This is a genomic window from Mycobacterium uberis, from assembly GCF_003408705.1.
Classification (GTDB): Bacteria; Actinomycetota; Actinomycetes; order Mycobacteriales; family Mycobacteriaceae; genus Mycobacterium; species Mycobacterium uberis.
In genome coordinates this window covers 129,900-148,414 of record NZ_QAYL01000015.1, presented here as the reverse complement: position 1 = coordinate 148,414, position 18,515 = coordinate 129,900, and the positions used below count along the sequence as shown (strand labels likewise).

The following is an 18,515-nucleotide window of genomic DNA, read 5'->3' as shown; positions in this document are numbered from 1 at the left end:
GGAGTCGTGCGCACCTTAGACCATGCAACTCGGCGGCAACGCTACCGGCGTACTGTTGGGACTGCCCCGGACTACCACCCGCTGCATTGTACGCCGAAGTCCAAGTCCTGATGCGCTACGGCACCCACCTGATTGCAGACCACTACATACCGATCACGTCGAGTCTGGCTGGCACCTTACTGGTCCGCGGATCCTCTGGCCGTTCTTGCTGATGTTTGGCAGACTGTACGCCACCCACGACTACCAAGTGGTGGCACGGGATGTTAAGGTCAGGCAGCGTATTCGAGCCAATGATCAACGGTGTCGACACCGTGAACCTGGCTGCGTCAGCAGCCCTGGTTCACCAGGACGGTTCGACACCATTGGACTGTCAGGCCTGTAGTTCACCCAGTGAGCGCTGTTACACGATCCACCACCGGAACTGGCCGCGGACGTTATCACCGCAGCTCCTGCACGATCTCCATGCCTCAAGTGTGGGGCGACAGCTCGTCCACCGTCAACGATTTTATGAGCTAAAGCGATCTGATTGCGCACCAGTAGGATCCGCAACGCATCCGCTAGCTGCGGGCGCGACGGAAAGTGGCACGCACAGCCGGTGAAATTCCACCGAGTGCTGCAGCCAGGACACTGCTTGACGTGGGTGCTCCATAGTTCGAATCGTGGATCGAACATTGCGATCATAACGATCCGCTCGGAACTACAGATGCGGCTCGACGCCGAGCTTATCGAAGTGCCGATGTTGCCGGTAAGGGGCCGACAAGACATCTTCTTCCGGCAAACGCTGCAGTAGTACCGGCAGATACGTGGTCCACGTCGATGTCGCGTTGACGATCAGGCCTTGGACACACACTCAGCTGCTCTTAAGGGGCGAGCTACCAACGCTCGAGAATCATTAACTTGGCTGAATACTCACCTAGGCGAGGAACCGGCCGCGGCTAGCGCGACCTGTCCGACTGGCCGCCCGCCACCATGTACTGTAGTCTAGCGCCCGACAACCGCCTAGGCGAGACCGCGCCGGTACAGAGGCAGCCACCAGTGACATTTCGCTATAACCCCGCCGACCCGACAACGACCACCGGAGATCCAATGCTGTTGCCATCCGGCGGTTATCGCGACGACAGCCGCCTGGCGCTGTGCTACGAAGTGTTCGCCCTGCACCGGCGTCCCCCTCACCTAAGGATCTGTACATGCACGGAAACCCGATAGTTGAGTTGGCACACTCTCCGGACAACCCCAATGGCGACCTGTTCGTCCGGGTGAGCGAAGTCGACGCCAAGGGCCAGTTGTGCAACGTCAGCGACAGCTACCGACGGCTAAGTGCCGGGCAACAACTGCCAGAAGTCGTTAGCACCAAACTCGACACGATCTCCCACCACTTCAACACTGGATCACGCATCCGAGTCCTAATAGCCAGTAACTGGTTCCCCCGCTACGCGCGCAACTTCGGCACGCACGAACTGACGCTGGCGGACCGACAGCTAACACCGGCCACCCATGCGGTGCATTTCGCCCCTTCTTGGCCGATGCGACCCCATCAACCGACCGCGTCGCGGACCCTGACCGCGACGCAAGTTAGCGCGGCGGCATCGTGCACTGGAGCCCCAATGTCTCGTGCAGGTCAGCGGCACTCCGCATACGCGGGAATCCGGGTCAGCCGCAACGGCTCGGCCAGGGGAATCCCGGATACCACGAACACCGTGAGTTTGTGTTTGAGCCGGAAGTCGAGCCGGTCAGCACGCATTGACCCGGCGGTCCACAGACATGCAGGCACTCCATTTCCTCCAAACCACCTGTGCAGTGAACTTCAATCACGGCAACAGCTTTCACTGTAGTGCGCACAAGAAAATAGTCGTCGGTGCTGTCGGCGGCCACAGCTATCTAGTAAATCTTGATGCGCGGACCGTGCCTCAGCCGGGTGGCTATGGGTGACCGCCGGCAACAGCAAGAACTCCTGGACCGCTACCTCAAATCGCTCTTTCTCGGATGCCACCCATGCGTAGTAACACACACTGACGACCATTCAGCAGTGCGCGCACGACCACGCTTCACTCCTTCAGCGCCAGCGTAGTCGCCACCTGCATCATCCGGTGGTCAGTCGGCGCAGCGATGGCATGGTCTTAGGTGTCTGACGCCGCGGCAGCAGCGCTGTCCGCAATCGCGTCGTCGTCACGTTGACCTCGGCGAACGCCGCCTCAAACGCCTCGGCATTTACCGTCGACAGATGGATGATGCCACTAATTTTGGGCACATACCGGCGCGCTGACACCACGATCTCTTCCGCCGTGGCTGCGTATTGCAACCTGTGCAGTTCGATACTATTCCAGTACATGCCTACCACGATTAAGTGCCGGATCGCTACGGTAAAGCCCACCAGATATAAATCACAGCGACGATCCTCCCAGACCCTTACCGACGATGGCATAGACAGTTGTCATCGTCCAGCAGTCAATTACTGCTTGTTGGCCGCTGCCACGCTGCGGGCCAGTCCGATCACCGGGGTGGTACCGCACGCTCCACTGCTGGCCGGTGTTCGCCAGGTGGCAGCAAGTATCGTCGGCAACAATCAAAACGCGGTACGGGCATTACTGGCGTCCTACCACCGGATCGACGAGTCGCAGAACACCGGGAGGCTATGTCTGGAAACGACGGCGACCAAGCCATTTCGGGCCAGTGGCGAAGATATCGCTGCCAACCGCGAGGCCGTGCTCCGACGTGGATGTTCGCAGGTACACTAGAGCAGGCGGCGAATAACAGCTACTAGACATCGATCCGAGCGGGATTGCGACCCCTGTGTGCGGCAAAACATCTTTGACACTGCGCGACCATCGCGATCAGGTCGACACCAACTATAGGCCGCCGTGTTCTGGCGACGAGGTCGGCAGGTAAACTGCGCAATCCATGGGACGCAATGAGCGAGGCGTGCCTCGCCAGGAAGACGACTTCTCCGCCTGGTATAACGAAGTCGTCGCCAAGGCAGGACTAGTTGATCGAGGACCCGCCAAGGGAACCATGGTGATCCGCCCGTACGGCTACCGAATTTGGGAACTGTTGCAGGCCGAGCTTGACGGCAAGATCAAGGAACTCGGCCACGAGAATGCCTACTTCCCGATGCTGATCCCGGAGAACTACTTCAACCGGGAAGCTGAGCATGTCGAAGGGTTTAACCCGGAGCTGGCGGTCGTTACCCATGCCGGCGGCAAGGAGCTCGCGGAGCCACTTGTGATCCGTCCCACCTCCGAGACCGTCATCGGCGACATGATGGCTAAATGGATCACCTCCCACCGCGACTTACCGTTGCGGTTGAATCAGTGGGCGAACGTGGTCCGTTGGGAACTTCGGTCTCGAATGTTGCTACGCACGAATGAGTTTCTGTGGCAAGAAGCTCACTCAGCTTACGTCGAAAAGTCTGATGCCCTCCGTGAAACTTTACTTGCGCTGGACATCTACACTGCATTGGCTCGTGATATGGCTGCCATTCCGGTTGTTCCTGGGGAGAAAACTGCCGGTGAGCGGTTCGCCGGTGCACTCAACACCTACACCATCGAAGCAATGATGCGCGATGGGAAAGCGTTGCAATCCGCGACCACCCATTACCTGGGCGATAACTTCGCCCGGGCTTTCAACATCCGCTACACCACCGCCGAAGAACAACAAGCGTTTGTGCACACAACGTCTTTTGGGCTAAGTACGCGGCTGGTCGGGGCTATCGTGATGGTTCACGGCGATGACAAAGGCCTCGTTCTCCCACCCCGGGTGGCCCCTTACCAAGTTGTCATCGTGCCAATCACTAGCGGCAACAAGGCATCCGAGGTCGAACATGCCGCCGCAGACCTGGCCCGACGTCTGCAAGCCGCCGGAGTTCGCACGCATGTGGATGCGCGTCCACAGTTGACGCCCGGTTGGAAGTACAACGACTGGGAGCTCCACGGGGTACCGATCCGCCTCGAACTCGGACCGCGCGATATCGACGCTGGAACCACGGTCATGGTCAAGCGCATCGGTGAGAAAGTCAAACAGCCTATTACCATCGCAGCTGCCCCGACTGAAATCCCCAGCGTCCTCGACGAATTCCAATGCGACTTGCTGCAGCGTGCCACCCAATTCCGGGATGATCACACCGCACTGGTCGACAACTGGGACGCTTTCACAACAACCATCGCCACAGGATGGGCACTTGCCCTGCATTGCGGCAACCAGGAATGCGAAGACAACATCAAAGCCGAAACAACGGCCACCCCCCGATGCATACCTCAGCACGGTGCCCCCGCTACCGGACGGTGCATACGCTGCTATGCGCCATCTGCTTATGACAAGAGAGTCGTCTTCGCGCGAGCCTACTGACCAGGCGGTCCTAGCCAGCGCTTCGTTAATCAAACGCTGCACGCAGTGCGGTCACCACATCATCGATCGGGCCCGTGGTCGAATAGCCGGCGGCCAGCCGGTGGCCACCGCCACCGAACCCCGACGCGACCGCCGCCAGATCCACGGCGGTCTTGGCTCGCATCGATACCAACCACCGTTGACGGTCGACTTCCTTGAACACCACCGCTACCTCAGCCTGCTGGGTAGCAAGCACGATGTCGACGATGCTCTCGACCTCCTCTCGGCATGAACTCACCCAGTCCTGATTGTCAACCACCACGTAAACTAAGCCGCGACCACCGATCGCGTCGGGCAACAACTGCGCGGAGCCTAGCACGCGCGACAGCATCGACAGCCACTCAAACGGATGGCTATCGATCAGTGCTCGGCTCACCGCGGCGTTATCCACACCGATGTCGACCAGCCGTGCTGCTAGTCGTAGGGCACGCGCACTGGCCCACCGGAATGACCTGGTGTCCGTCGTCAACCCGGCGTATATTGCAGTGTGCGACCTCAGGCTCGATCGGATTTCTCCATGCATCGAGAAGTTCAGCAACCAACATCGTGGTGGAATCCACCGACGGATCAACGAAATTCGCGGTGCCGAACATGTCGTTAGATGCATGGTGATCAATGACCAGCAGCTGCTGACCAGGGGTGACGAAGTCACTCAGCCTACCGAGCCGATTAACACTCGGAACGTCAACGGTCACAACCAAATCGACATCGCGGCGCATCATGTTGGAGCTAACTAGCAGATGGCAGCCAGGCAGCGACCGCAGCGGCTCCGACAGCGCCTCCGGTGCGGCGAAACTGACCTCTACCTGCTTGTCGCACCTATTGAGCACCGCGGCCAGGGCCAGGCCAGCACCAATGGTATCTGCGTCGGGATGAATGTGACAGATCACTCCGACCGTCGTCGCGGCCGACAGCAACTCGACGGCGCCGAAGGCGTCCACAGGCGCCCGCGTGAGCGAGACACTGAACAGCTCAGTCTTCGGTTCAATCGCCGTCATTGGCGTCCTCAATATCGATCCCGCCCAGTTCCACCACCGACCCCCTTGTCACGGTACGGATCGGCCTCCCCTGCCGGCTTTGCCCCCAAGCGGACCTGCGCCACATTGGCATCCGCAGCGCGTGCACGGGCCAGCAACTCTTCCATCCGAGCCACGCTGTCGGACGTCGTGTCCCGGGTGAACGTCAGGGTCGGAGTGAATCGCACACCGATATCCGCCCCGACCTTACTGCGCAAGTTCCCCTTAGCCCGGTCCAGCGCAGCGGCGGCGACAGTGTAGTCGGGCTCGGTGTCCAACGTGCGTCCCATCACCGTGTAAAACACCGTCGCGTCGTGCAGGTCAGCGGTCACCTTCGCATCGACTATGGTTACCCCATCCAGCCCGGGATCCTTAATCTCGAACTCGAGGGCTGAGGCGATGACCGTACAGATCCGCTTGGCCAACCGATGCGCACGAGCCTGATCAGCCATAAAAGACGTACCTACACACGTTGTTTCTCTACCAGCTCGTAGGACTCAATGACATCACCCTCCTTGATATCGGAGTAGCCCAATGTCATACCGCACTCGAAACCTTCACGCACCTCAGTCACGTCATCCTTTTCCCGACGCAACGAGGTCACAGTGAGGTTGTCGGTGACCACAATGTTGTCCCGCAACAGCCTGGCCTTCGCGTTGCGCCGCACCACACCTGAGCTGATCATGCAGCCGGCGATGATACCGACCTTAGAGGAGCGGAACAGCGCCCGGATCTCGGCACAACCCAGCTGATTCTCCTCGTAAATCGGTTTGAGCATGCCACGCAAGGCCTTTTCGATCTCGTCGATCGCTTGGTAGATCACCGAGTAGTAGCGGATCTCCACGCCCTCACGGTTGGCCAGCTCGGTCGCTTTACCTTCGGCGCGCACGTTGAAGCCGATGATGATCGCATCCGAGGCAGATGCCAGGTTGACGTTGGTCTCGGTAATGCCACCGACGCCGCGATCGATGACGCGCAGCGCGACCTCGTCGTCGACCTGTATGCCCATCAGTGTCTCTTCCAGCGCCTCCACCGTGCCAGCATTGTCACCCTTGAGGATCAGGTTCAGCTGGCTGGTTTCCTTCAGCGCTGAATCCAGGTCCTCCAAGCTAATCCGCTTGCGCGAACGCGCCGCCAGAGCGTTGCGCTTACGGGCGCTACGCCGGTCGGCGATCTGGCGGGCAATGCGGTCCTCGTCGACGACCAAGAAGTTGTCACCGGCACCAGGCACCGACGTGAACCCGATAACCTGCACCGGACGTGATGGCAGCGCCGTCTCGACATCCTCGCCGTGCTCGTCGACCATGCGGCGGACACGACCGTACGCGTCGCCGGCGACGACCGAGTCGCCAACCCGCAGTGTGCCGCGTTGCACCAACACCGTGGCGACCGGACCCCGACCGCGGTCCAGGTGCGCCTCGATCGCCACACCCTGAGCCTCCATGTCAGGGTTGGCCCGCAAGTCCAGAGCGGCGTCGGCGGTTAGCAACACCGCCTCGAGCAGGGCCTCAATGTTGGTACCCACCTTCGCCGAAATGTCGACGAACATGGTGTCACCACCAAAATCCTCTGCCACCAAGCCATATTCGGTAAGCTGGCCGCGGATCTTAGCCGAGTCGGCACCTTCCTTATCGATCTTGTTGACTGCTACAACGATTGGCACATCAGCGGCCTGCGCATGATTGATGGCCTCCACCGTTTGCGGCATCACACCGTCGTCGGCAGCGACCACCAGGATGGCGATGTCAGTGGCCTTGGCACCCCGAGCACGCATGGCGGTGAACGCCTCATGTCCCGGAGTGTCGATGAAGGTGATCAACCGCTCACTGTCGTCGAGGTCGACTCCGACCTGGTAGGCACCGATGTGCTGGGTGATACCGCCGGCCTCGGCCTCGCGGACATTAGCCTTGCGAATGGTGTCCAGCAGGCGAGTCTTGCCGTGGTCGACATGGCCCATCACTGTCACGACTGGCGGACGGGTCTGCAATTCGCCTTCGCCACCCTGGTCCTCGCCGTAAGTGAGGTCGAAGGACTCCAGCAGCTCGCGGTCTTCGTCCTCAGGGCTGACGACCTGAATATTGTAATTCATCTCGCTGCCGAGCAACTCAAGCGTCTCGTCGCCGACCGACTGGGTGGCCGTCACCATCTCTCCGAGGTTGAACAGCGCCTGTACCAGGGCACCTGGATTAGCATCGATCTTTTCGGCGAAGTCCGATAGGGATGCTCCACGCGCCAATCGAATCGTCTCGCCGTTGCCATGCGGTAACCGCACGCCGCCAACGACAGGAGCTTGCATCGAATCGTACTCCTGGCGCTTCTGCCGCTTGGACTTGCGACCGCGCCGGGGTGCACCACCGGGACGGCCAAACGCACCGGCCGCACCGCCACGCTGCCCGGAGCGGCCACCACCAGAGCCGCCGCCACCGGGACGACCCCGAAAAACACCCGAGCCGCCACCCGGTGCGGGGCTTACACCCCCGCCACGATAGATACCGCCACCGGAACCGCCCGACCGACCCCCACCGGGTCGCGGCGCACCGGTACGTGGTGGACGGAGTCCACCAGATGCACCCCCAGGACGCGGAGGCATACTGTTCGGCGAAGCACCTGAGCGTGGCACCCCTGACCGGGCCACTCCGGGACGGGATGCCGGTGGACGCGGGATGGACCGGTCGACAGGCTGCGTCGACGAGAACGGGTTATTACCGACGCGTGGGGGACGAACCCCCGGCTTGGGTGCCGACCCAGGACGCGGAGCAGCCGACATCCCCGGATGGGATGTCGTTGGGGTGACCTGTTGGCCAGGGATCGGAGCTCCCGGCTGCCCTAAAAGTGGCACCGACGGTTGTCCCAAAGGCAGCGCCGGCGACGCAGGTGCCTCGCGGGGTGCGGTTACGGGGCCCTGGCCAGCCGCAATAGGCGCCACGTCAATAGTATCAGCGGCCTGGGTCGGTGAAGCAGTCATCGCGCCGTTGCCTGCGGTCTTTTCGATCACCTTATCGAGGGCCCGGTCACGGGTTTGATCAAGCGACTCGCCGAGGCGTTTCGCTGGGGCTTTTGTGGCAACTTTCTCAGCGCCCTTATCCACGGTCGATTTGCTATTACCAAATGACTCACGGAGCCGGCGAGCGACCGGCGCCTCAACCGTCGACGATGCGGACTTTACGAATTCACCCTGCTCATTTAGCCGAGCGAGGACTTCTTTGCTGGTAACACCGAGTTCCTTAGCCAACTCGTGTACGCGGGCTTTACCTGCCACTACATCTCCTGTCTATGAGGCGACAGTGGTGGGCCGCGCCTCGGGTTTAGCTATGACGCATTGTCATCGGGACTTCACGGTGTGCTCATGTTCTTTGCTACCTGTTCTGTTGCCGAGACGATCGGGCGCACAGAGAAACTCTATGTGCTCGACCACCGCGGATGTATCCGGTGAACCGGCGATGCGCAGCGCCCTGGTAAAAGCTCGCCGCCGAGTCGCTTGTTGCACGCACTGCATATCAGGATGCAACCACGCACCCCGACCCGGAAGGCTACTCGCTGGATCAACGATCACGGCATAACTGCCGTTCCCCGTTGACATCGCAACCACCCGAAGCAGTTCGACGGCCAGCTCCCGTTTTCGGCACCCGACACAGGCCCGCACTGGCCCATCAGTGTGGTGCTGGACCAATGCCGAATACTCACGCTGGATCACGGCTAAGTCTAGCGTTACCGCACCTTTGGTCAGAATCATCCGGGGGCTGCGCTTGAACCAAACTGCCCAGATCGCCCTTACTCCGCTGCACTACCAAGGTAATAGAAGCTGCACTAAGTTGCATAGAAGTTAATGGGCTATCCCATGGCTGGCATTCTGTTCGGGCTGGCCCGCCGAGCGCGGCGGTGAATCACCGCGGATGTCAATACGCCACCCAGTAAGCCGGGCAGCTAACCGCGCATTCTGCCCCTCTTTGCCGATGGCCAGCGACAACTGAAAATCGGGTACCACTACACGCGCCGCGCGGGCAGTCTGATCGATAACCGACACCGAGACCACTCTCGCGGGCGACAACGCATTGGCGACGAAACGCGCCGGGTCCTCGTCATAGTCAATGATGTCGATCTTCTCACCGGAAAGCTCGCTCATCACATTGCGGACCCGTTGGCCCATAGGACCGATACAGGCCCCTTTGGCATTTAGGCCGGGAACGCGGGAAGTTACCGCGATCTTGGAGCGATGGCCGGCCTCCCGAGCCACCGCCACAATCTCCACCGATCCGTCGGCGATCTCCGGGACTTCCAACGAGAAGAGCTTACGAACCAGGCTGGGGTGGGTGCGGGACAAGGTGATCAGCGGCTCACGCGCCCCACGAGTCACACCAACCACATAACACCGCAAACGGTTGCCATGTTCGTAGTTCTCACCGGGAACCTGTTCGGCTACCGGGATCACACCTTCGGAGGCCTTGGTCTCGCTGCCCATCCGGACGACAACTAGTCCACGGGCATTGGCCCGGCTGTCGCGCTGGATCACACCTGCGACAATCTCACCTTCGCGGGTGGAGAACTCGCCGTAAGTGCGCTCATTTTCGGCGTCGCGAAATCGCTGCAGCATTACTTGACGCGCGGTAGTAGCCGCGATACGGCCAAAACCCTCCGGCGTGTCATCCCATTCACTGATGACACTGCCGTCGTCATCGACCTCGCGAGCGATCACCCTCACGACGCCGGTTTTGCGGTCGATGTTGATACGGGCGTCCATCTGGTGGCCCTGGGTATGCCGATAGGCGGTCAGCAAGGCGGACCTGATTGTGTCGAGCAACTCATTGACCGAGATACCCCGATCTGCCTCGATTGCATGTAGCGCGGCCATGTCAATGTTCATGTTCCGGCCTCCGTTCTGCGGGCCTGTCCCCTGATCACCCCAGTCGCTAGCTCCAGTTCGACTGGTGTATATGGTGAACATTCCTCCTGGACAACAACTTCCATGATTTCAACAAGCAGGATCGCGCGTACCACCCGGTCGCGGTCGTCGCGGACCACCAACACCACCGTGTCGTCGCACGTCTGCCCAACTCGACCGGTCAGCTGCGCTCTGTTCGACAAGGCCAGTTCAACCTCGTGGCCGCAGGTTCGGCGGAAGTGCTTCTTGCTGTTCAGCAGTCGTTCCACACTGAGCGAACTGACTCCGAAGACATAGCGGTCCACGATGCTATCCAGGCCGTCCAGTAACGTCGATACCGAACGCGACAGAGTCGCTATTGTATCTAGGTCGAAGGTCGTGTAGCTGTAGGCGATCACCGTAATCCAAGGCGGTTGAGACCGAGTGTCGATGACCAGGTCCTCGATCTCGTAGCTAGCACGTGCGAACTCTCTACCGAGCAGCTCGATTACCTGTGTCTGCGAAAGTAGCCCGGTGCTCACGGCGAGCTCCTCATCTTGAGTTGTCGGCGGAATCCAATGGCCAACGATACGCCAGGGATCGTGAATCACCAGGTGATCGTGTCATCAAGGTCACCTCATCGTGCCTAGCCTTGCCTCATCGTGCCTCAGTCGGTCTCAATGGCAGGATGTTGCTGTGCACAGCCCAGTACCGGTCATCAATAGGCGGTGTGTGCTCGCCGGTGGTGCCGCTCTAGCTGTGCTCGGGGTGTGCGTCTCCGCCTGCAGCGAGTCCCCATCCAAGACCCCAGGGGTTGAAGAGCTACTAGGTCCATTGGGCCAGGCCAGGCGCGACAGTGCGTTGGCGTCCACCGCTGCGGCTGCCGTCGACAACCCGCCACAGATCGCTGCCGCGCTGGCTGTGGTCGCCACCCAACGCACCGCACACGCCCGCGCACTGGCCACCGAGATTTCCCGAGCCACCGGTAAGCTCGCCTCCGCCCCGAGCAACACGATCGTCACCAGCCCACCTGGCCCTCCGCCACTGGTATCCGACGTGATAGATGCACTGCGCACATCAGCGGAGGGTGCCAGTCGCCTAGTCTCCACTTCATCGGGGTACCGAGCCGGACTGCTCGCCTCCATAGCCGCTTCCTGCACGGCATCCTACACGGTTGCGCTGGTTCCCGGAGGGCCATCGATATGACATCCATTGAGCCCAACACACCCACCACGGTCGCCACATCCACACGGACTCCGGTTGGCACGAATTCCGACAACGCTGCGCTGAGTGATGCGCTTGCCGTTGAGCACTCGACTATTTACGGCTACGGCATCGTGTCGGCACTGTCACCCCCGAGTGTCAACAGTCTGGTGGTAGACGCCCTGACCCAGCATCGCCAACGTCGCGACGATGTCATCGCGATGCTGACTGCCCGCCGCATCACCCCTCCGGTAGCCGCCTCTGGCTACCAGCTCCCCATGCTGGTCGGCAGTGCGGCAGATGCGGCACGCCTAGCAGTGCGGATGGAAAACGACGGAGCGACGGCCTGGCGGGCTGTCGCCGAGACCGCCAATGACCGCGCGTTCGCCACAACAGCTCTAGCCCAAAGCGCGGTCATGGCTGCACGATGGAACAAAGTTCTGGGCGCCTGGCCCATCACCACTGCCTTCCCGGGCGGCAACGAATAGCGTGAAGTAACAACCCGACGATGGCCTACAGCTCGCCGGCGTCCATCGCTCCCTTGGCCTCCTGCGCATGGGCCACCTGCTCGGGAGTGTACCCGATGAATAACGCCGCCCCGCCAACGATGACAGCCGCTCCCGCCACCCATAACAAGCCGTAGGTATAGCCATGATCAAGCGCATACAATTGCGCGTCGTTTATAAACTTCACCGGACCGGTGGTACCGCCAAGGTATAATGTGCGCGAGGTGATCACCGCCTGAATGACGGCCAGCACGAGTGGCCCGCCCAGGCTCTGCAACATTAGCGCGAGCGCCGACACCGGGCCGATCTGGTCGAAACCTACCCCGGCGATGGCCGATAGCGTCAGCGGGACAACGGCCATGCCGATGCCGATTCCACCAACAACGATGGGCGCTAACAAGTTGGGAAAATAGGGAACGCCGCGGTTCATAAACGCCCAGCCGTACAGCATCGCGACCACGAGCAACCAACCACCACCGATCGTCAACACCCGTGGCGAAAATCGAGACACCAACTGTGACGATACGCCCAGACCGATTCCCATCGCGATGACGAACGGGATAAAACCTACACCCGCACGCAGTGCGCTGTAGCCTAAGATATCTTGCACATATAGGCCGATGGACACAGTCAGGCTGAACATGACACCACCGGCCAGAAAGATCGCGATAAAAGTGACCAGCCGGTTGCGGTCCCGGAACAGGTCAAACGGCACGACGGGGCTTTCGGCAGTACGTTCTACGACGACAAAGGCAATAGCGGCCGCCAATGCCACCAAGCCCGAACCGATCGTGGTCAGCGAAATCCAACCCTTCTCTGGCCCCATTGAGAAGGCGAAAACGGCGGCGGTGCAAGCCAGCGTGGCCAGAATGGCCCCAGCTGCATCCAGCTTCATCCGCTCCTTGTTGGTCTCCTGCAAAGCGGTGCGGGCCAAATAGATCATCACCAACCCAATCGGCACGTTCACCAGAAACGCCAGCCGCCACGACACCTCGGTCAATGCCCCGCCTACCACGAGGCCCATCACCGAACCGATTGCTGTCATAGCGGCGAACACCGCCGTGGCCACGTTGCGCGCTGGACCTTTCGAGAAGGTGGTCGCAACTAGCGCCAGACCAGTCGGCGAGGCAATAGCCGACCCGATGCCTTGCAATAACCGAGCAATGACCAAGGTCACTTCGTCCCAGGCTACAGCACAGAGCACCGAAGAGATAGTAAACAGTGCGACACCGACAAGGAACGTGCGCTTGCGCCCGATGGTGTCGCCGAGGCGGCCTCCGAGCAACATCAACCCACCGAAGGTCAGCACATAGGCGGTAATCACCCAACTACGGCCAGCGTCGAACAAGTTCAGCTCGTTTTGAATCTTGGGAAGCGCGACAATGGCGACGGTGCTGTCCATGGTCGCCAATAGCTGCATACCACCGATCGCGATGACCGCTGCGATGAAACGACTGGAAGGTAGCCACGTCGAGTACTTGTTCATGCGTTCTAAAGCGGGCTCCACCTGCCGCGTCAGTCGCGACCAGACCGCACGATCCGAGCGTACAGCTGTCCAATCATAGACTGCCCACTCATGGTCGTTGAGAGCCATCATAGGAGGTTACCCTACAGTAATCTTAAGAAAAATTTAAACGCCGAATGCCGCAACAACTCCGATGGCAATAATCGCAGGAGATCGGATTCCTTCTGCACGAACCTTTTCCGGCGTGTCGGCGAGGGCAGCCCGCAATGCCTGTTGATCAGCCGTCGTGCTATCGTTAAGCTATTCATGCCGAAGTATCCACAACTCGGCCATCCTCAAGTAGGACATCTGCAAAAAGCTCGATGCATCCGACTGTTAGTATGCAATAATGCATGGTGTCCGACCAGGGAGTCAATGCACTCCAAATTTACTAAATAATTACGAACTAAATTTACTAATAATTACGAACTCGTGATTTATCACCTGGTGAGTGACGGGAACGCTGGCCAATGTGGGCATCGCTATAGCGCTAGTCACACCCGGCATCACAGTCATCGGGATTCCGGCATCGATGCACGCCAGGACTTCCTCATAACCGCAAGCGAAGCCAAAGGGGTCGGCCCCCTGTGAGACGGATCACTAAACACCCAGATCGAGCCCATTGATTACGTCCTGGGCCATGGCCTGGCCGCACGGGATCTTGGCGGCATCGATAACTTTCACATACGATGACAGTTCGGCGAGCAGCTCGGGCGAAGTAAGTCAATCGGCGACCACGACATTGGCCTGCGCCAGCAAACGACGTCCGCACACAGTGATCGACTCACGATCACCGAAGCGCCTAGCAGAATTGCGACGTGTGCAATAAACCCCACCGCCGGTGTGGTCATGACACCAAATTACACACCCGCCGAATAGGCCCACCACCCCTTTGATCATCGCGATGCCTGCACCACCGGCACCGTGCACGTACAACGGGCCAATGAACTGCTCTCCCACCAATAACTGAGTCTAGATTGCGGGTCGGGACGAGACACGGCCACGGCATGGTAACAAGGGTCGATGAAATCCAAGCTAACCTTGAACGAGATGGCAGCATAGCTTGCCTGTCGCAGCGCTCCAATTAAACCCATTGCGACCGTAGTTTTTCCTGCCTCTGGCAGATGCGGGAGCAGCGAGAATCACCTCCGGGACTAACGTCACTTCATGATCCGATGCCGCCAACGTCCACAAAATGACACGTCCCCTCACGGAGAAAACAGGCCACGCTTACCGCCCGATGCCCTTCCACTCCTTGCATCCGGCATCCATCAGCTGTTTCAGCTTGGTCATTTTGGTCACCAGATTGGCAACCTCGACAAGCCGCGGCAAGGCATCGCATTCGATGCTCATCAGCATGCTGCTGACCATGTCAAGCCGATACCATGTCCACCACATCGTCGACGTCAACCCAGCTCCAGTTCAACAGATTAGGTGAACTCATCTCAGCACATATAAGTCGTGGCGTCGCATAGCCAGCCGGCGCGAGATCTCTGCCCAGCCGCCTGCTGAGACCCCCGCGTGATCAAGGTCGTTTCCTGCCTTACATGACCTACGCGTCCAGGACCATCCGGCACCTATTTTGTGCCATTCGACGACCCCACCTACCCCGTACTGGTCGTGTAACTGGTCAAGCTGACAAGAAGCCACTTCCTCACCGACTTTCCTACTTGGCGCTCTTAACGAAGTTAAAGACTTCGACGTTTAGCCCACTATTCCAGTCCCGCAACACCACTCCGAACGCCGCTGTCAATTTGCCTTTACCCGCACCGGTATGGACTGCCAGTGCTGAGGTGCCGCACCGGACCCGGGTGGTGAGACCATCGTCGAGGATCCGGAGCGGACGACCCTGTGACATAAATGTGTACCGACTTAGGCCACACTGCACAACACAGCGTACAGAAGGTGATCGGTACGTAGTTATTCCAGTCGCACCGTCGGCATCCTGAGCTGGCGAGCCAGTTGACCAGTCAACCTCAGTCGCACATGCGACGTCTCGTAGTCCACCACCACGACCGCACCCTCGATGACCAGCCGTGTCGCTGTGGTTCGACTGCTTCCCAACGGGTCTGGTCCAGCAGTGGCCCAACCTCCGGTGAGCACTAACACCAAAGGACGTCGCGCCCCGTCGCGCACCTTTCCCGGGTGATCAGCTGACACGACGCCAACAGGCCCTCAGCGAGCGAAGCTTTGCCGCCGGTATCTAACCGAGCTAGCCAACGACCAAAATATGCACCGACAATGTTGGCAGAAGCAACAACCGCACCTCCTGCTGGCGAAACGTAAGCGCTGCAACCTTGTAACACCGCTGGTAGGTATCGCGCAGCAGCGACAGAGTCGCACCGCCGACTTCGGCCATCCGATCCCGCGCAGCCATCGAACATGACGTGTCAACGACGAAGATCACCAGATTCCCCTCACACTTCTCACAGATGGCACGGCACACATCGCTTGGTTCCGACACACTCGGCGGCCGACAGCAACGTCTCAAACAGATGCAGACCATGAACCCCGGAGCTACTGTCGGTTGCCACCACCACACTGCCGGATAAGTTACAGGCACATGAGCGCCACCCGGTTGCGCCCGTACCGACGCCTGGGACGGTAAACGCACGGGTACGGAACACCTTGGATGGCGATGTGCCGGGTGTGGCCGCTTGTTATGACTTGGAGTCCGAATTCAACTGCTGAGGGAGAGAATCCACGCCAACGGACTAACCGCCGCCGGGCGGATCGGAATAGGGATCTGGGTCGGATCGGCCCACGCCAGGGCCTCATCCAATTGGTCGCGGTCGATACCGGGTTTCATCAAATGGGTTTCAGCAATGCCGATACGGCAAAGCCAGCTCGACCGCTACCCGGATGTCCTGTTCCTCGACTGTGTGTCCGCTGCGCCAGGGGCGTGGGTGTATGTCCGTGCCACCACTAGACCGACTCCGCATACCGTCCACGTCGAACGCCGGGAACAACGCCACTACACGCCATAACTTGTTGTCCTGTAACACAACCTCTTCAACGAATGCTCTTCCGACAGCGATCTGATAAGCCAACTCGGCGTTAGCTTCGGCATAACGCGCAGCGAACCCTTCCAGGTCGGCCTCGTAGGCCATCCGCCGCTAGATCACTTGTACCCGCACGTCGACGTAACTTTACACGTGCACATCCAGGGCAAGGCCGAACCGGTCCAGCAGTTGCGGACACATCGCACCCTCCTCCGGATTCATCGTGTCGATCAACACGAAACGGGTCTCGTGCGAGTGGGAGGTGCCGTCACACTCGACGCGTACTCGATCCACCGCCGCAACGTCGAGAAGCAAGTAAACCAGATGATCGCACAGCAAGTTGTACCTCATCGACATACATTACGCCGCCGTAGGCATGGACCAGCAGTCCGGAAAAAACGCGTGTTCACCGTCGCGCAGCACCCCTCGCAGATCCAGTGAACCGATCATCCGGTCTTCAACGGCATCGAGGGGAATTTAGACCAGACCAGCACCGAGACCAGTCTCTCACTGCCGGGCGTGGCGGACCGCAACAACGCGAGCCGCAGTTGATCGTATCAGACGATCGTGCTGAACGGGTAAGGCTCCACGACTGCTCCACGAGGACACAGCATTGGAACATGCGAAATACCATCGTCCATTGACATTCTCATTATTTTCGGACACACCCATGCTGAACATATATTTCGATCAGATAAGCTTGCGCGTCAATCCGGAACGGGTAGTCAACCACTTCGGCCAACATAACGCACAGCGATCTCGTGATGTGTCTTAGGCCGCGTACGCTGCGTTTGGTGCGCACCCAGCCAATCCGGAACACCTTCTCACCTCCGACGTGCTCCTCCATCAGCCGCAGCATGCAGATAACCGCGCCGTCAACTGTTTTCAACTAGAAATGCCGGGCTTCGACCAGCAAGTCGCGACCGTCAAGCTCCGGATACGGACACACCTGTCCGACGACGAAAACCTCCACCTGAAGCTTGAACATCCCGTAAAGAATCTGATTATCAAGGTCTTTGGACAAGATGTGACACAGCGCTTCGGTCATGAGCGGGCCGCTGGCGAACCAGGCTCCAGCTGAACCGACGCCAATAACGATCGCAAGCACGGCTAAGCCAGGAACAGCACGTCATCTCAGCATCATCGAAGATAGGGTAGCATCCCCCCCAAAAAAAATGGAAATCTATAGCATCACGATCATCGGAAAGAGTTCGGGAAACAGAATTCTCGACGGCAGCTATGCCGGCAAGCAGACAGCGATCTGCGAGCAGGGAATCTTCGGGAGAACCCGTTTGAACGTCGGACACATCCCGACGAAGACGTTCGGCTATGTCGACGAAGTCGCCAACTCGATCCAGAATTCGGCACAGTACGGCATCGATGCACACATCGACCGAGTACACTAGGACAACATTGTCCCCCATGTCTTCGGAAGGATCGATCGAATCGAGCTCAGTGGCGAAGACTATAGACAGTCAGCACTCAACATCGACGCGTACTGTCAGTGCATCAAATTCGGACCTGTCCAGACTCGCTAGCGCTATCTGCATAAGCGCTGACGCTGGTGAATAATTCACCAGCAAGTAAATTGGTGATCGCAGCTGATTCGCAACCAGTGATTCCGCTGACTGTCCTTTCTTCTGACGTCGAGTCAGACACCAGCGATACCGTCATTGCGAACGGTTCACCCACATCGCTTGGAACAAATGAGAACGGTTCGCACACAACGTAACATCTTAGGAAAGCGGAATCGCTGCTCCGAAGTCTCCGTGGAGCTCGACGATGGTTGCGAATTGAACGCCGACCTGCTGCTGATGACGACCGGCCGAATGTCCAAACCTTGACGCCAAGCAGGCCGATGTCGAAGTCGAGGACTGTCAGATGGTAGTCGACGAATAACAACGGACTTCTTCACGTGGGATTTCCACACATCGGTGATGTTTCGTCCCCATATCTTCTCAATGCATGTCGCCAAACACAAAACCTGCGTTGTGCAGCACGATACTATTGTGAGATTGGGGCAACACCGAGTCGATAGCCATGGCG

Annotated in this window: 11 protein-coding genes and 9 pseudogenes; 6 read left to right on the top strand and 14 right to left on the bottom strand. The window is 59.3% G+C overall.

What is annotated here, in order from left to right:
* Positions 1-22: 22 nt before the first annotated feature.
* Positions 23-1,532 (top strand): annotated as a pseudogene (locus MUBE_RS20335) (CocE/NonD family hydrolase); the annotation flags it as partial.
* A gap of 2 nt (positions 1,533-1,534) precedes the next feature.
* On the opposite strand, the pseudogene MUBE_RS09820 reads toward MUBE_RS20335, so the two are convergent.
* Together MUBE_RS09820 and MUBE_RS09815 are read right to left on the bottom strand one after the other, a co-directional pair.
* Positions 1,535-2,042, bottom strand: a pseudogene (locus MUBE_RS09820) (DUF1802 family protein).
* Between the two features lie 38 nt (positions 2,043-2,080).
* Positions 2,081-2,422 carry a DUF2277 family protein gene (locus MUBE_RS09815; RefSeq protein ID WP_424399074.1) on the bottom strand — a complete coding sequence of 114 codons (342 nt, stop codon included), beginning with the start codon at positions 2,420-2,422 and terminating at the stop codon, positions 2,081-2,083.
* A gap of 34 nt (positions 2,423-2,456) precedes the next feature.
* Between MUBE_RS09815 and MUBE_RS09810 the strand changes: the two are divergent.
* Both MUBE_RS09810 and proS read left to right on the top strand, forming a co-directional pair.
* Positions 2,457-2,735, top strand: a pseudogene (locus tag MUBE_RS09810) (enoyl-CoA hydratase); the annotation flags it as partial.
* A gap of 163 nt (positions 2,736-2,898) precedes the next feature.
* Positions 2,899-4,341, top strand: coding sequence for a proline--tRNA ligase (gene proS, locus MUBE_RS09805; RefSeq protein WP_116540381.1), 1,443 nt, complete (start codon positions 2,899-2,901; stop codon positions 4,339-4,341).
* Between the two features lie 25 nt (positions 4,342-4,366).
* Here proS and MUBE_RS09800 read toward each other — a convergent pair.
* From MUBE_RS09800 to MUBE_RS09775, 6 genes and pseudogenes are all read right to left on the bottom strand, one after another.
* Positions 4,367-5,378, bottom strand: a pseudogene (locus tag MUBE_RS09800) (DHH family phosphoesterase).
* A gap of 8 nt (positions 5,379-5,386) precedes the next feature.
* A complete protein-coding gene (gene rbfA, locus MUBE_RS09795; protein WP_116540380.1) occupies positions 5,387-5,848 on the bottom strand; it encodes a 30S ribosome-binding factor RbfA in 462 nt (153 codons plus the stop codon).
* A gap of 11 nt (positions 5,849-5,859) precedes the next feature.
* Positions 5,860-8,655: a translation initiation factor IF-2 gene (infB, locus tag MUBE_RS09790; protein ID WP_116540379.1), complete on the bottom strand. Its 2,796-nt coding sequence runs from the start codon at positions 8,653-8,655 to the stop codon at positions 5,860-5,862.
* 63 nt (positions 8,656-8,718) lie between these two features.
* Positions 8,719-9,090, bottom strand: coding sequence for a YlxR family protein (locus tag MUBE_RS09785; RefSeq protein WP_207801691.1), 372 nt, complete (start codon positions 9,088-9,090; stop codon positions 8,719-8,721).
* 129 nt (positions 9,091-9,219) lie between these two features.
* On the bottom strand, positions 9,220-10,257 hold the full coding sequence (gene nusA / locus MUBE_RS09780; RefSeq protein ID WP_116540378.1) for a transcription termination factor NusA: 1,038 nt from the start codon (positions 10,255-10,257) through the stop codon (positions 9,220-9,222).
* Positions 10,254-10,796 (bottom strand): LSm family protein, encoded by a 543-nt coding sequence (locus MUBE_RS09775; protein ID WP_116540438.1) that lies wholly within the window; start codon positions 10,794-10,796, stop codon positions 10,254-10,256. Before MUBE_RS09775 ends, nusA begins: the two co-directional genes overlap by 4 nt.
* Before the next feature lie 154 nt (positions 10,797-10,950).
* Here MUBE_RS09775 and MUBE_RS09770 point away from each other — a divergent pair, with 154 nt between their 5' ends.
* Positions 10,951-11,460 carry a hypothetical protein gene (locus tag MUBE_RS09770; RefSeq protein ID WP_116540377.1) on the top strand — a complete coding sequence of 170 codons (510 nt, stop codon included), beginning with the start codon at positions 10,951-10,953 and terminating at the stop codon, positions 11,458-11,460.
* Positions 11,457-11,945, top strand: a complete 489-nt coding sequence (locus MUBE_RS09765) for a ferritin-like domain-containing protein (RefSeq protein WP_116540376.1) — start codon at positions 11,457-11,459, stop codon at positions 11,943-11,945. Before MUBE_RS09770 ends, MUBE_RS09765 begins: the two co-directional genes overlap by 4 nt.
* Before the next feature lie 25 nt (positions 11,946-11,970).
* Here the strand turns inward: MUBE_RS09765 and MUBE_RS09760 are convergent, their stop codons facing one another.
* The 6 genes and pseudogenes from MUBE_RS09760 to MUBE_RS15860 form a co-directional block, all read right to left on the bottom strand.
* The gene (locus tag MUBE_RS09760; protein WP_116540375.1) at positions 11,971-13,560 is read right to left on the bottom strand and encodes an MFS transporter; all 1,590 of its coding nucleotides are present in this window, start codon (positions 13,558-13,560) and stop codon (positions 11,971-11,973) included.
* A gap of 33 nt (positions 13,561-13,593) precedes the next feature.
* Positions 13,594-14,262 (bottom strand): annotated as a pseudogene (locus tag MUBE_RS20330) (uroporphyrinogen-III C-methyltransferase); the annotation flags it as partial.
* A pseudogene (locus tag MUBE_RS18020) lies at positions 14,253-14,561 on the bottom strand (cobyrinate a,c-diamide synthase); the annotation flags it as partial. The pseudogenes MUBE_RS20330 and MUBE_RS18020, both read right to left, overlap by 10 nt.
* 136 nt (positions 14,562-14,697) lie before the next feature.
* Positions 14,698-15,325 (bottom strand): annotated as a pseudogene (locus MUBE_RS09750) (cob(I)yrinic acid a,c-diamide adenosyltransferase).
* 62 nt (positions 15,326-15,387) lie between these two features.
* Positions 15,388-16,946, bottom strand: a pseudogene (locus MUBE_RS09745) (hypothetical protein); the annotation flags it as partial.
* 80 nt (positions 16,947-17,026) lie between these two features.
* Positions 17,027-17,517: pseudogene (locus MUBE_RS15860) on the bottom strand (GNAT family N-acetyltransferase).
* On the opposite strand from MUBE_RS15860, the gene MUBE_RS15190 reads away from it, so the two are divergent.
* Complete coding sequence (locus MUBE_RS15190) at positions 17,516-17,875, top strand: hypothetical protein (protein ID WP_133297098.1); 360 nt, start codon at positions 17,516-17,518, stop codon at positions 17,873-17,875. The pseudogene MUBE_RS15860 and the gene MUBE_RS15190 sit on opposite strands and share 2 nt — an antisense overlap.
* The last annotated feature ends 640 nt before the right edge of the window (positions 17,876-18,515 follow it).